The organism is Chryseobacterium oncorhynchi, from assembly GCF_002899895.1.
In the GTDB taxonomy this organism is placed as follows: Bacteria; Bacteroidota; Bacteroidia; order Flavobacteriales; family Weeksellaceae; genus Chryseobacterium; species Chryseobacterium oncorhynchi.
In genome coordinates, this window is record NZ_PPEI02000006.1 from 30,353 (window position 1) to 44,639 (window position 14,287).

Annotated in this window: 14 protein-coding genes; 10 read left to right on the plus strand and 4 right to left on the minus strand. The window is 36.1% G+C overall.

Features of this window, described 5'->3' with window-relative positions; all coding sequences use genetic code 11:
* Window positions 1-40: 40 nt before the first annotated feature.
* A complete protein-coding gene (locus C1638_RS17990; protein WP_106918080.1) occupies window positions 41-481 on the minus strand; it encodes a DUF6646 family protein in 441 nt (146 codons plus the stop codon).
* A 185-nt stretch (window positions 482-666) separates the two neighbouring features.
* Here C1638_RS17990 and C1638_RS17995 point away from each other — a divergent pair, with 185 nt between their 5' ends.
* The gene (locus C1638_RS17995; protein WP_109623321.1) at window positions 667-1,416 is read left to right on the plus strand and encodes a nitrilase-related carbon-nitrogen hydrolase; all 750 of its coding nucleotides are present in this window, start codon (window positions 667-669) and stop codon (window positions 1,414-1,416) included.
* 56 nt (window positions 1,417-1,472) lie between these two features.
* Here C1638_RS17995 and C1638_RS18000 read toward each other — a convergent pair whose 3' ends face one another.
* From C1638_RS18000 to C1638_RS18010, 3 genes are read right to left on the minus strand one after another with little or no spacing between them, the layout of a single operon-like run.
* Window positions 1,473-1,772 (minus strand): thioredoxin family protein, encoded by a 300-nt coding sequence (locus C1638_RS18000; protein ID WP_076357119.1) that lies wholly within the window; start codon window positions 1,770-1,772, stop codon window positions 1,473-1,475.
* Window positions 1,773-1,789: 17 nt separating this feature from the next.
* The gene (locus tag C1638_RS18005) at window positions 1,790-2,161 is read right to left on the minus strand and encodes a rhodanese-like domain-containing protein (protein WP_165826561.1); all 372 of its coding nucleotides are present in this window, start codon (window positions 2,159-2,161) and stop codon (window positions 1,790-1,792) included.
* Between the two features lie 4 nt (window positions 2,162-2,165).
* The gene (locus C1638_RS18010) at window positions 2,166-3,575 is read right to left on the minus strand and encodes an MBL fold metallo-hydrolase (RefSeq protein ID WP_109623326.1); all 1,410 of its coding nucleotides are present in this window, start codon (window positions 3,573-3,575) and stop codon (window positions 2,166-2,168) included.
* A gap of 357 nt (window positions 3,576-3,932) precedes the next feature.
* Here C1638_RS18010 and C1638_RS18015 point away from each other — a divergent pair, with 357 nt between their 5' ends.
* The 9 genes from C1638_RS18015 to C1638_RS18055 all read left to right on the plus strand — a co-directional run bounded on the left by C1638_RS18015 (window position 3,933) and on the right by C1638_RS18055 (window position 14,272).
* The gene (locus C1638_RS18015) at window positions 3,933-5,459 is read left to right on the plus strand and encodes a helicase HerA-like domain-containing protein (RefSeq protein ID WP_109623328.1); all 1,527 of its coding nucleotides are present in this window, start codon (window positions 3,933-3,935) and stop codon (window positions 5,457-5,459) included.
* A 147-nt stretch (window positions 5,460-5,606) separates the two neighbouring features.
* Window positions 5,607-6,830, plus strand: coding sequence for a 3'-5' exonuclease (locus C1638_RS18020; protein ID WP_109623330.1), 1,224 nt, complete (start codon window positions 5,607-5,609; stop codon window positions 6,828-6,830).
* A gap of 258 nt (window positions 6,831-7,088) precedes the next feature.
* Complete coding sequence (lysA, locus tag C1638_RS18025; RefSeq protein ID WP_185140445.1) at window positions 7,089-8,291, plus strand: diaminopimelate decarboxylase; 1,203 nt, start codon at window positions 7,089-7,091, stop codon at window positions 8,289-8,291.
* Window positions 8,292-8,536: 245 nt separating this feature from the next.
* On the plus strand, window positions 8,537-10,270 hold the full coding sequence (locus C1638_RS18030; protein WP_109623334.1) for a thiamine pyrophosphate-dependent enzyme: 1,734 nt from the start codon (window positions 8,537-8,539) through the stop codon (window positions 10,268-10,270).
* Window positions 10,271-10,393: 123 nt separating this feature from the next.
* Window positions 10,394-10,873, plus strand: coding sequence for an energy transducer TonB (locus tag C1638_RS18035; protein ID WP_109623336.1), 480 nt, complete (start codon window positions 10,394-10,396; stop codon window positions 10,871-10,873).
* 11 nt (window positions 10,874-10,884) lie between these two features.
* Entirely contained in the window at window positions 10,885-11,298 is a 414-nt protein-coding gene (locus C1638_RS18040; RefSeq protein WP_123838398.1) for an energy transducer TonB, read from the plus strand.
* Window positions 11,299-11,538: 240 nt separating this feature from the next.
* On the plus strand, window positions 11,539-12,975 hold the full coding sequence (miaB, locus tag C1638_RS18045) for a tRNA (N6-isopentenyl adenosine(37)-C2)-methylthiotransferase MiaB (RefSeq protein ID WP_109623340.1): 1,437 nt from the start codon (window positions 11,539-11,541) through the stop codon (window positions 12,973-12,975).
* Window positions 12,976-12,984: 9 nt separating this feature from the next.
* A complete protein-coding gene (locus C1638_RS18050; RefSeq protein WP_109623343.1) occupies window positions 12,985-13,503 on the plus strand; it encodes a hypothetical protein in 519 nt (172 codons plus the stop codon).
* Entirely contained in the window at window positions 13,475-14,272 is a 798-nt protein-coding gene (locus tag C1638_RS18055) for a tetratricopeptide repeat protein (protein ID WP_109623345.1), read from the plus strand. Before C1638_RS18050 ends, C1638_RS18055 begins: the two co-directional genes overlap by 29 nt.
* Window positions 14,273-14,287 lie beyond the last annotated feature (15 nt).

The window sequence follows — 14,287 nt, forward strand, 5'->3', positions numbered from 1 at the left end:
CCCGAAACGAGAAGCTTTGTCATATTTAAAGACTATTTGATTATAAATTGAATGAAACGCCGAGACTTCCATTGTTACCCACCTCTGCAAATACCCCAATTCTTTCAGTAAAGAAGTAACGTGCGCCAATATGGGCACCTATTCCAAAGTCTTTTCCAACTACCCCTACGTCAACACCAGGGTAGATGTCTAATTTAGCAGGTAAACTTAGGGCTTCTTGTAGGTGAAAGTTTAGCCTCCCAAAAACAAACACACGATTGTCCTTATCATTGTTCTTATAATTGCTAAAATAACCGTTAAGACCGGCTCCTACTGATATGAGCTTATTAAGGCCGTAGTCATAGGTTCCTGTTATACCAGTTCCATATCCCCAGGCACTTAAACCCAGCTGAACCTTTTGATCTCCTTTTCCTGTCCATGCTTGAGCATTAGCGGTGGCGCCGAAAAAGAATATCATCATCATAAAAACCAATTTCTTCATAAATTTTTTAATGTTTAATGATATTAATAAAAAGTAGCTGCATCAAAAATGAAACCGAAAGATATTGAATACTACAAAAATAGCAGACTTTAATAAATATTAAGAAATACGATTCCTCTTTCCTTAGTAAATATAAAAGCCGTATTTTTATAAAGCAGATATTGAAATAATTTAAAAATAAAAAAATGAAGATTGTAGGGCTCAATTTGGATATTGTCTGGAAAAATAAAGCTGAAAATTTTAAAATAATAGAGAAAGAACTTCAATACCTTGAAGCTGATCTTTATCTTCTTCCTGAAATGTTCTCAACTGGGTTCTGTATGGATGCTGCAGAGGTGTCCGATAGGAATGAAGAATCCCTTGAGTTTTTAAAAAGAATCTCAAAAGAGAAAAATGCTGCATTCTGTGGAAGTGCTCCTGTGGAGGAAAATGGTAATTTCTATAATAGGATGTACTTTGTAAAGCCGGACGGTGAAGTTTCTTTCTATGATAAAAGACATTTATTTTCCTTTTCTGGTGAAGATAAAGTATATACTCCCGGTAAAGATCGGATAATCATTGAGTATAAAGAAGTAAGGTTTTTACTTCAGGTTTGCTATGATCTCCGTTTTCCGGTATTTGCAAGGAATAATGACGATTATGATGCCGTTTTATATATTGCAAACTGGCCTGAAAAAAGAGTAGGAGCATGGGAACATCTTTTAAAAGCAAGGGCTATTGAAAACCTGTCTTTTGTATTTGGCTTAAACAGAATAGGAACGGATGGGAATAACCTGTTGTATCAGGAAAGCTCTCATTGCTTTTTTGCTGATGGAAGAGAAATCTCACATAAAGATGGAAATATTGTATCAGCAGAACTAGATATGAATGAACTGAAAGATTTTAGAAAGCACTTCCAGTTTTTAAATGATCGGGATGGTTTCTCAATCCATTGATAAAAATAGACAAAAAATAAGGCTGAGTTTTACCAAAACTCAGCCTTAATTTTATCTTAAGTATATTGCTGTAGAAGCTGAGTCAATGTGTTGACATCATGTACTCCGCTTTCTTTCCAAAGAAGCTCTCCCTCTTTAAAGATCGCCAAAGTAGGAACTCCTCGAACACCATATTGTGCTGCCAGAGCAGGGTATTGATCTACATCTACCTTTATAATTCTGGCTCCTTCACCAATATTTTCCTTTACAGTATTTAAAACTGATGACTGAACCTTACAAGGTTGGCACCATGTAGCAAAAAAATCAATAAGTACAGGTCTATCGGAATTAATGATTTCCTGAAATTTTTGTGACATAATCTTGGGTTATTAATTTATTTTTTATCAGCTTGGTCCTGGATACCTTTTACATTCTTCCAACTCGTTCCATCATAGGCCTCCACACCATTTTTCTTTAAAATTTCCATTGCTTGATCTGCTTGTACTCCTTTATTACAGAAAACAACAACTTTTTTACCTTTAAGAGTTTCAATGTTGTTCTGAATTTCAGCCAAAGGAATATTAATGGCATTCTTCGCCGTTCCCGCAGCGTACTGTTCTGGAATCCTTACGTCTACCAATGTTACATCCGAACTGGTTACTACTTCCTTGATGTTAGCTTTAGGAATTTCTGTTGTGTGAGTTGTTTTACAGGCACTTAACATAAAAGCAGATGCCAGGATAAATCCAAAAAATTTAATCTTCATGAGCCTAAGACGTTTTGGATTGGCATATAAAATCCGTAGTTGGAAGTTTTTCTGTTTTTTTGATCCCATTAAAACCTCCCTCGATTTCAGTAAAGTTTCTGATTCCGTGTGAATTAAGTATACTTGCTGCAATCATACTTCTATACCCTCCCGCACAGTGAAGAAAGAAATGTTCGGAGCTGTCAAGATTACGAGCCCAGTCGCTTATGGAGTCCAAAGGTCTGTTGTAGGCGTTATCAATATGTTCTGCAGAATATTCTGTTAATTTTCTTACATCAATTACTGTTGAATCTGCTGTAAACTGTTCAGCAAATTCAGCAGGAGAGATTCTTTTTACTTCATCTATTTCCTTACCGGCATTTTTCCATGCTTCAAAACCACCATTCAGATATCCTACTACATTATCGAAGCCGACTCTGCTTAATCTGATAATCACTTCTTCTTCAGTACCTTCATCTGTTATCAGTAATAAAGGATGCTTTACATCTACGATCAGAGTTCCTACCCAAGGAGCAAAATCACCTTTTAATCCAATATTGATGGCATTAGGAACAAAACCTTTATGGAATTCTGCAGCACCTCTTGTATCCAGAATTAAAGCGCCGGATTCTTCTGCCAATGCTTCAAAATCTTCAGGAGAAACAGGTTGCAGTCCTTTGTCCATAACTACATCCAGACTTTCATAACCATTTTTGTTCATGGCTACATTCATTCCGAAGTATTTAGGAGGAGCCGTTAATCCGTCAAGTACTTCCTTAATGAAAGATTCTTTGTCAGGCTGATTAAGTGCGTAATTTGTTCTTTTTTGATTTCCTAAAATGTCTACCGTTTCTTTTTGCATATTTTTTCCACATGCAGAACCTGCGCCATGGGCAGGATAAACAGTAATACTGTCATCCAGTGGCATAATTTTGTTCTGAAGACTGTCATAGAGAATACCTGCAAGATCTTCCTGAGTAAGGTTTGTAGCCTTTTGAGCAAGATCAGGTCTTCCTACATCCCCTAAAAATAAGGTGTCCCCTGTGAAAATGGCTGTTTCGGTACCATTTTCGTCAATTAATAAGTACGTGCTGCTTTCCATGGTGTGACCAGGGGTGTGCAATACTTTGATTTTTACTTTTCCAATCTCAAAAATCTGATTATCTTCTGCAATAATGGCTTCAAATTCAGGCGCCGCAGTGGGTCCGTATACAATAGGAGCGCCCGTTTTCTTACTCAGATCCAAATGTCCGGAAACAAAATCTGCGTGGAAATGGGTTTCAAAAATATATTTTAAAGTGACATTGTCTTTTTCCAGACGATCCAGGTAGGGTTTTACCTCTCTTAGCGGATCGATAATGATAGCTTCATTTTCTGATACAATATAATAGGCACCCTGAGCCAGACAGCCCGTATATATTTGTTCAATTTTCATTGGGTATTTTTTTAATAGTTAAAGATACAAAGTATTAGATAAATTCTAAATGAAATGTTAAATCCCATTGATAGTTTCTTTCAATACTATGTTAAACGATTGTTTAATGTTGCTTGTTTTTTTCAGCAAAAAGAATGCCTTACATAATGCTAATGCATAAATGCTGTTTTTTATCATGTTTCATTTACGGGACAATTTTGTAATCCATATAATTTCTGGTTTTTCCCTGTCATGGTTTGAAATTTGCTTAAATAGGAGCAAAACTGTTTCCCAAGGCTGTTTATAGAAGTTTGGTGGGAAATATCATTAAATATTTTATAAAAACTTTTATATTTATAAGTTTAAAAAAGAGATCAAATGGCAGATAAAGCACAATTTATTGAAGAATTAAATACTAAATACACTCCCAAGGGAGAGCATATTATATTAGGAAAAGGAATGCTGGACGGGGAAGTCGTTTCTGAAGTGAACGTAACCATTCCTTTGAAAACAATCAACCGCCACGGTCTTATTGCCGGAGCAACCGGAACCGGTAAAACCAAAACATTACAAGTTTTTGCAGAACAGCTTTCTCATGCAGGAATCCCTTCTCTTGTATTGGATATCAAAGGAGATTTCTCGGGAATTGCAGAAGCAGGCCAGATGAATTCTATTATTGAGGAGAGATATGCAAAAACCCAGCTTCCATATACTCCACAGGGGTTTCCTGTAGAATTGATGAGTATTTCAGGAGGCAAAGGAATAAAGCTGAGAGCAACGGTAACAGAATTCGGGCCGGTATTATTGAGTAAGATTCTTGAACTTAATGATACTCAGCAAAGTATCATGTCTATTGTCTTCAAATACTGTGATGATAAAGGGTTGCCATTGATTGATCTTAATGACCTGAAAAAAGTATTGCAATACGTGACAGACAATGCTCAGGGAAAAGCTGAGCTTGCAGCCAATTACGGTTCAATAGCACCGGCTTCTTTAGGTGCAATCTTAAGATCTATTGTTGCGCTGGAGCAGCAAGGAGCAGCAGATTTCTTCGGAGAATTAAGCTTTGATGTTAACGACCTGCTGGAAACAAGAGACGGAAAAGGAGTAGTGAATATCTTAAGGGTAGCAGACATTCAGAATAAGCCACAACTGTTTTCCACATTTATGCTTTCACTTTTTGCGGAAATTTATATGACTTTTCCTGAAGAGGGTGATAGTGGAAAGCCAAAGCTAGTGTTGTTTATAGATGAAGCTCACCTACTTTTTGATGAAGCATCAAAGGCTCTTCTTTCGCAGATTGAAACGATGGTAAAGCTGATCCGTTCCAAAGGGGTGGGAATCTATTTTATTACACAAATTCCAGGTGATGTCCCGGAAAATGTGCTGTCACAATTAGGTTTGAAGATTCAGCATGCTCTTAGAGGTTTTACCGCAAAAGATAAAAAAGAGATTTCCAAGGCAGTAGAAAACTATCCTATTACAGAATATTATAATGCTTCCAGCCTTATTCAGAATCTGGGAATTGGAGAAGCTTTTGTAACCGCTTTGGATGAAAAGGGGATTCCAACACCATTAGTTCATACTTATCTTATCTCACCAGAATCCAGAATGGACGTTCTTAGTGAGGCTGAGATTTCAGAACTGACTGCACAATCGGCATTAGTAGCAAAATATGAAGAGCCAATAGATCGAGAATCGGCCTATGAAATCTTAACTAACAGAATGGAACAAGCTGCTCAAAACCCAACATCTACTCAAAGAACAAGACCGGTAAAAGAAGAACCTGGAATGTTTGAACAGGTGCTACAGAGCTCAGCAGGAAGAACTTTTACAAATACCCTAATGCGTGAAGGCGCAAAAGCAATTCTGGGAATGTTTGGCTTGGGAGGTAGAAGAAGATAATTCTGATGTATAATCTATGATGACCTGCTATAATTTGATATATTTTTTGTTATTTTAGCAGGTTATCTTCACCCATGAGGAAAGTATTATCAGGGTAAAGAAATTAGGATTTAAATAAATTAGAAATAGCAGTTAAAGGGAAAAACAATGTATTCAATTATAGATATAGAAAGTAATGGTGCAGGTTATAGACATGAATGCATTATAGATATTGCCATCTACAGATACGATGGTCAGAAAATTACTGACCAGTTTATATCCCTTGTCAATCCTGAGGGTGATATTACTCCCTTTGTACAGAAACTAACCAATATTACCCCTAAAATGGTAAAAACGGCTCCAAAGTTTCACGAAATAGCAAAAAGAGTGATTGAAATCACAGAAAATACAACGCTTGTAGGGCATAATATCGATTTTGATTACAGGATGCTTCGTCAGTCGTTCAATCGATTGGGTTATGACTTTAAAATCAATACCTTAGATACCATCCCGTTAGCGAAAAAGCTGATACCAGATGAAGTAAGCTACTCATTGGGCAAGCTCGTAAAATCACTAGGAATTCCATTGACCAACCATCACCGTGCTGATGGAGATGCCAGAGCGACCTTGGAGCTATTCAAGCTTTTGATATCAAAGGATACTGAAAACGAAATTATTCAGAAACAACATGATGAAACCAATGCCAAAACATACATTAATAAGGTTAAAGAACTGACACAAGATCTCCCTAATGATAAGGGTTTTGTCTATTTTCAAGACGAGGCAGGAAGAATTATCTTTTCTGATTATGCGCAAGATATCAATAAGTTTTCAAAAAAGGTTTTCAATTCCAAATCAAAAAAATGGGAACAGATCCAGAAAAATGTAGAACAGATCAATTTTGAGCTTACCGGAACGGATATTATTGCAAAACTTATCCTTAACTCCAAGAATATTAAGAAAAAAGAAGTTTTACCTTTTGGGCTGTATTTCAGAAACAATAAATATGTTGTTGAAAAAAATATACTCAATAAAACGGAAAAGCCTATTCTCAAATTCAGATCATTTACTCAGGGAACAAAAGCGGTTCAGTTTATTGGTGCCATAGAAGAATATAATGATGTAGCTGTATTAAAGCAAAAAATAGAGTTTAGAAAAAGAAATGAACTCTGGCTGGGTACAGGAAGGAAATTAGGAGAAAAATTATTTTTAATTATTGAAAACGGAAAGGTGATGTCCTTTGGTTTTTATGATTTATTTACACAGATTCAGACACTAAGTAAACTGGCTAAGCTGAAAATTGATCTCCCTTTATCTTCTGTTGATTTGAACAATGAATTGCAATTAGCACTTCTTCGTGGAGATTTTGAGACCCTGCCGTTACCAAAATAATAGCGAAATTTAAACTTTACAAGTTTTATTAAGAAGGTGGTTTTCAAATCATTTTTCTTAAAATAAAAAATAAATAGTATTTTTGCAAAAATAAAAATCAAGCAATGCAAAATTTTAAACAAATTAAAACTGGAAAAAAGGGAGCTGTAAAGTTCTCTAAGGTTTGGAATATTTAAAAGACTTGTCTTGCATAAAAATAATTAATGTGGCAGGCTCTTTTTTCGAAGGATCTGCCTTTTTTTATGTTAAAATGAAATTATGAATTCAAAAGAATTACTAAAGATTGCCAATGAGTTTGGCACACCGGTGTATGTATATGATGCTGAATCCATCAAAGTTCAATACGAAAAGCTTACATCTTCTTTTTTAAAACACACAAAGTTTTTCTATGCAGCGAAGGCGTTGACAAACATCAATATCCTTAAGTATGTCAAGAACTTGGGTGCTTCTTTGGATTGTGTATCTATTAATGAAGTTAAGCTTGGATTAAAGGCAGGATTTTCGAAAGAAAAAATATTATTTACTCCAAATTGTGTTGACTTAGCTGAAATAGAGGAAGCAATGACTTTCGGAGTTCATATAAACATTGATAACATTTCTATTCTTGAGCAATTCGGGAATAAATACGGAAATACTTATCCAATCTTAGTAAGAATCAATCCCCATATTTTTGCCGGAGGTAACTATAAAATCTCAACAGGGCATATCGACAGTAAATTCGGTATTTCTATTCATCAGGTTCGTCACATTGAAAGAGTAATGAAAAGTACAAACCTGAATGTTGAAGGACTTCATATGCATACGGGAAGTGAAATCAAAGATCCAGACGTATTTCTACAGGCTTTGGAGATTATGCTGGAGCTTTCTGAGCATTTTCCTAACCTGAAATATCTTGATATGGGAAGTGGTTTCAAAATTCCTTATCAGGACAGTGAAGAAGAAACAGATGTTAGAACATTAGGTAAAAAAGTAGAAAAAGTAATTTCTGAGTTTTCAAAAACTACAGGAAAGAAATTCGAACTTTGGTTCGAGCCAGGGAAATTCCTGGTTGGAAAAAGTGGATATTTATTAGTGAAAGCTAATGTGATCAAGCAAACTACAGCTACCGTTTTCGTTGGAGTAAACTCAGGATTTAATCATTTGATTCGTCCTATGTTTTATGATTCTTACCATATGATTGAGAATTTATCTAATCCAAAAGGAGCTGAAAGAATTTATACTGTAGTGGGAAATATCTGCGAAACAGATACATTTGCTTGGGACAGAAAACTAAATGAAGTAAGAGAAGGAGATATTCTTGCGTTTCATAATGCTGGAGCTTACGGTTTTGAAATGAGTTCAAACTTCAATTCAAGATTAAAGCCGGCAGAAGTTTTATTCCTTGATGGAAAGGCTCACCTGATCCGTAAAAGAGACGAGTTTGAAGATTTGTTGAGAAACCAGATTGAAGTGGTTGTCTAAGTCAGATCGAATAATAATATTGAATCGGCCGCCCTTATGGGCGGCCGATTTGTTTTTAAATAGAATAAAATAGACTGTTGTAAACTTTTAGCACGATCCGGATTTCAATAAAAAATAACAAAGTTTTAATACTAAAACTGTCTGGAAGTTCCAATTAATTAGCTAAATTTGATAGGATTAGAGGGATTTATATCCTCTTATTATCATTCTTTATAAAGAGAAAATAATCACCAAATCTATTAATTATGGCTAAAAATATAGCAGAGCAAATTGTTGAAATGCTCGAAAATGCGGGTGTGAAAAGAATTTATGCAGTAACAGGAGACAGTCTCAATCATCTCAATATCGCAGTCAAGAAAAGCAGTATCCAATGGATTCATGTGCGTCATGAAGAAGTGGGCGCTTATGCAGCAGCAGCCGAAGCAGAGCTTGACGGCTTTGCAGTGTGTGCCGGAAGTTGTGGTCCCGGACATGTTCATTTAATCAATGGAGTATATGAAGCACACAGGTCCCATATTCCGATGTTGGTTATTGCCTCCACAATCCCTAGTGATGAAATGGGAATGGATTATTTTCAGGAAACCAATACCATAAAGCTTTTTGATGACTGTAGTTACTATAATCAGATGATTACACGTCCTGAACAAGTACAAAGAACGATTCAAACAGCCATTCAGCATGCTATTTCAAAAAAAGGAGTTGCTGTAATAGGTCTTCCGGGTGATGTTTCCGAACTTGATGCAGAAGAGGGCTCTACTTCAACTCAAATATTTAAAACCAGTCCGGTTATCAGACCATCGGATGATGAGCTGAAAAGTCTGGCAACACTTATCAATGAAAATAAGAAAGTGACCCTTTATTGTGGGATAGGAGCTGCTGAAGCCAGTACTGAAGTTATAGAATTATCCCAATTGTTAAAAGCTCCCGTTGGGTATTCATTTCGTGGAAAAATGGCCATTCAGCCTAATAATGCGAATGAAATTGGACTTACAGGATTGTTGGGCTTTCCCTCTGCTTATCATGCCATGCACGAGGCTGATCTGGTTATTCTTTTGGGAACCGATTTTCCATATCAGAAATTCATGCCGGTAAAAAATAAAATCGTTCAGATAGATGAGAGTCCTGAAAGATTAGGAAGACGAGCTAAGCTTGAAATGGGACTAGCAGGTGATGTTAAGCAAACGATCATGGCTTTGCTACCGATGTTGAACGAAAAAACAGATGTTGACTTCCTGAACGAACAGTTGGCATTTTATGAAAAGGTAAAGGAAAACCAGCTTGAATACGTCAAAGATTTTGGCAAGGAAGATGCCATTCAGCCGGAATATGTAGCACACACTTTGGATCGATTAGCTAAAAAAGACGCTATTTTTACTGTAGATACAGGAATGTGTTGCGTTTGGGGAGCTAGATTTATTACAGGAACCGGAGAAAGAAAGATGTTAGGTTCCTTTAATCATGGATCAATGGCCAATGCAATGCCTATGGCTATAGGAGCTTCATTGGCACATCCCGATAAGCAGATTATTGCAATGTGTGGAGATGGAGGACTATCTATGCTGCTGGGTGATATGGCTACAATTTTTCAGTATAAATTACCCGTAAAATTAATTGTTTTTAATAACAGAACTCTCGGAATGGTAAAACTGGAAATGGAAGTGGGCGGGATGCCGGATAATGAAACCGACATGATTAATCCTGATTTTGGGTTAGTCGCTCAGGCAATGGGATATCCTGGAAGAAATGTGCATAAACCTGAAGATGTGGAAAATGCTATTAAGGAATGTTTCGACCATAATGGTCCTTACCTGTTGAATATTTTCACCAATCCTAATGCCCTGGCACTTCCTCCAAAAATTGAATTTAATCAGGTACTGGGGATGACAAAATCTATGGCACAGCTAATGCTTGGCGGAAAAATGGATGAGGTTCTTGAAACCGTAAAATCAAATTATAAACATATCAAGGGTATGTTATAGTCTGATTATGATAGGCTTTTAGGCTTGAATACTCTTAAAACTTCATCTTCGTATGAAGTTTTTCTTTTTTATAAGACCTCTAAATATTTACCTTTGTTCAATAATTTAAGAATAAAATCCGCTATGAGAACGATACTTGTTTTTTTTGCTCTTTGTGTTGCAAATTTTACATTTGCCCAGGAGCTTGAAGATAGAGATGATTCCTTTATTGTAGAAAACAATAAAAATCTTTTTAAAATAGATATCAAAGAACCATTCTTACAGGTTGCTGCGAAGTGTAATGATTTTAAGCCTGCTTCTTTCGAAGGAGGAGCTTCAGCCTATAAGAACATATTAAGTAAATATATGTATACTTATCTGAACGCAGACTTTTATACGTTGAGTGGTGATTTTACATTTTCACTAATTATAGACGATAAAGGAAAAGTTATTGATGCAGTTGGTTCACCAAAAGTTCTTCACAGCGAGGCTTTCTTTGATGATATGCAGTATGTGGTAAGAAGAATTAAGAAAACTTGGTCTCCGGCAACCTGCAATGGACAACCTGTAAAATCTGAAATGAGAGTAAGAATGAACTTCTCTTCATTGTCTGTAGATATGTAATGCACGTTAGGATGAAAAAATATTTTTTACTTCTATTCCTATTCGTCAGTTTTATGGGATACTCGCAAGAATCTCAGACTAAGAATGATAATGCAGGAACTTATCAAAATGCAGAATTTCCTGGTGGTGATGAAGCTTTTACCAAAGAGTTTTTACAAATGATATACTCTTATATCGATCTTAAGAAATATGCAGTCAATGGAAAATTTGTTTTTGTGTTTGATGTGAATACATCCGGTAAGGTGGAGAATCTTGATGTCTTACCAAAAGTAAAGAACAGCGAAATGTTTATTGATGATATGCGCTTTGCAATTAAAAAGGTGAAAAATAAATGGATGCCAGCCATGAAATATGGGAATCCTGTGGTTTCTAAAAAAATCATTAAAATTAATTTTACATCAGATCATTTTGACCACGGAGATTAAAAAAAACTTTTGATTGTAAAATAAACGATGCTGTAAAAAGCCTTAAAATCTCCTAGATATACAAATATTCTAATAAAATAAAGGATTGGATTTTCTTTAGATTTTTCAATAATTTTTACTGAAAGATAGCCCTGACATTCTGTCACAATATTTTGTATCTTTGCAAACTTATCTGTTCGTAGATTAAAATTCACGGAATAATCCCCGGAACTTTAAATCCCGAACCTTAAATTGATTATCGTGCAGGAAAAATATATAGACGAGACAAAACAAGGCGAAGCTTTTGCAATTGCTGAAAGACCCGAGAATTCTAAAAAATTGTTTTTAGAAAGCTATGGTTGTCAAATGAATTTCTCTGACTCTGAGATTGTTGCGTCCATCCTTAATGAACAAGGGTATAATACTACGATGAAAGTTGAAGAAGCAGATTTGATCCTGTTGAATACATGCTCCATCCGTGAAAAGGCTGAGCAAACAGTAAGAATGCGTCTTGCTCAATTCAAAAATCTTAAGAAAGAAAAACCGAGCATGACGGTAGGGGTTCTGGGATGTATGGCGGAAAGATTAAAAACCAAATTCTTAGAAGAAGAGCAATTGGTAGATCTTGTTGTGGGCCCTGATGCTTATAGAGACCTGCCTAACCTATTGAAAGAAACAGATGATGGAAGAGATGCTATCAACGTAATTCTTTCAAAAGAAGAGACTTATGCAGATATCAATCCTGTACGTTTAGGAGGAAACGGAGTTACAGCTTTTGTGACCATCACCAGAGGTTGTGATAATATGTGTACATTCTGTGTCGTTCCGTTTACCAGAGGAAGAGAACGAAGCCGTGATCCACACTCTATTATAGATGAATGCAAAGATTTAGCGAATAACGGTTATAAAGAAATTACCCTTTTAGGACAAAACGTAGATTCTTATTTGTGGTATGGTGGAGGTCCTAAAAAAGATTTTGCCAAGGCATCTGAAATGCAGAAAGCTACAGCCGTTGACTTTGCTCAATTGCTTGATTTAGTGGCCAAAGCTATCCCTGAAATGAGAATCAGATTCTCTACATCTAATCCTCAGGATATGAGTCTGGATGTATTCAAAATGATGGCAAAGCACGATAATATATGTAAATATGTACACCTTCCGGTACAAAGCGGAAGTAATAAGATGCTTGAAGCCATGAACAGGCAGCATACCCGTGAAGAATATCTGGAGTTAATAAGAAAAGCCAAGGAAATAGTTCCTGGAGTATCTTTCTCTCAGGATATGATTGTCGGATTCTGTAACGAAACTGAAGAAGATCATCAAGATACATTAAGTCTTATGAAAGAAGTGGAATATGACTACGGTTATATGTTTGCCTATTCAGAAAGACCGGGAACGCCTGCGCACAAAAAAATGGAAGATAATATTCCTGCTGATGTTAAGCAGAGACGTCTTGCTGAGGTTATTGACCTACAGAGAGAACTTTCCAGACAAAGAATGGAATCTTATGTGGGAAGAGAGCATCAGATTCTGATCGAAGGAATTTCCAGAAAGAACGAAAACCAATGGAAAGGAAGGAATTCCCAAAATGCAGTATGTGTCTTTGATAAGACGGAAGGACAGAAAATAGGTGACATTGTGGATGTTTTTGTTTACGATAACACCCAAGGCACGCTTTTAGGAAGAATCACAGAATAAATTTAGGTTTTGATAAAAGCGGTTTACCTTTTTACTCTATTTTCCTTTGCCCTGATCTCTTGTCAGGCAGAGAAAAATACAGGTAAATATCCGGATACCGTTGGTGATGCTATATTTGACGAAAAACTGGATGACGTAGGTTTTAAAAAATGCGGAGCAGGTAAAAATAGACCTTTCAGTTTTCAGTATTATCACGGACAACAGCCGGTTGATTATAAAGGAGAAAAAATCGCTATTGTTGAGAAACTAAAAAAAGAAAACATATACTCTGAAAAAGAGATTAATGGTTATGTGACCGTTAGATTTTTAGTAAATTGTGAGGGAAAGACAGGATGGTTCAGACTGAAGCACATGGATTCAGAATTGAAAGATACTGTCTTGGATGAAGCATTAGAAAATAAGCTTTTAGAATTCACAAAATCACTCAATGGCTGGATGCCAAAAGAGGTAAAAGGTTTAAAAATAGACTATTATCAGTATTTAACCTATAAAATTGAAAATGGACAAGTTTCAGAGGTATTACCTTAGCTTTTTGTTACTTATAGTGTACACCAATACTATTGCACAGGTCAACTGTAATGCAGTAGAGGGTGAGGACTGCAAAAAAGCGTGCGAGTTATACAACTGGGCTTCAGATTTACAAGGTTCCTGGGAGTCTCAGGAAGGATTTGATAAAGCTATTGAACTTTGTCCGAGTTTCTCCAATGCCTATATGGAGAAAGCCGTTCCTTATCTTAAGAATGGAGACTTTGCAACCTGGAAAATCTTAATTGATAAGGCCGTTGCTTTAGACCCTAAAATGCATCTTGGATACAGAGGATGGTGTAAATTCCAGTTCTTGAGGGACTATAAAGGTGCTGTCCGTGATCTGGAGGAATTAAAAAAATATTATCCTGAAGATTTAGGAAGATCCTTAAACGGAGACTATAATCTTGATGTAGTGAAAGCTATGTCTTACAGTGCTTTAGGACAGAAAGAAAAGGCTGCAGGTATTATAGAAAGACTTCTGGTTACCAGAGGTTATGTCAAGGGAATGTTTGATCATTACCAGCTGGGAGTCACTTATTTCGAGCTGGGTAGATATGACAAAGCCCTGGAAAATTTTGAAAAACAAAGCAAGGAAAACGACTTTGCTGAGAATATATACTTTAAAAGTAAAGTTTCTAAGATTAGAAACAAGGATTATTTGGATTTGAAAATGTTAGCATTAAAAACGTATGATGACGGAAAGACGATGAAAGACGCCTACACTCATCATTTCAACAAAATCTACAGAACACAGATAGAAGAACTGTAGAACTTTAACATTGAA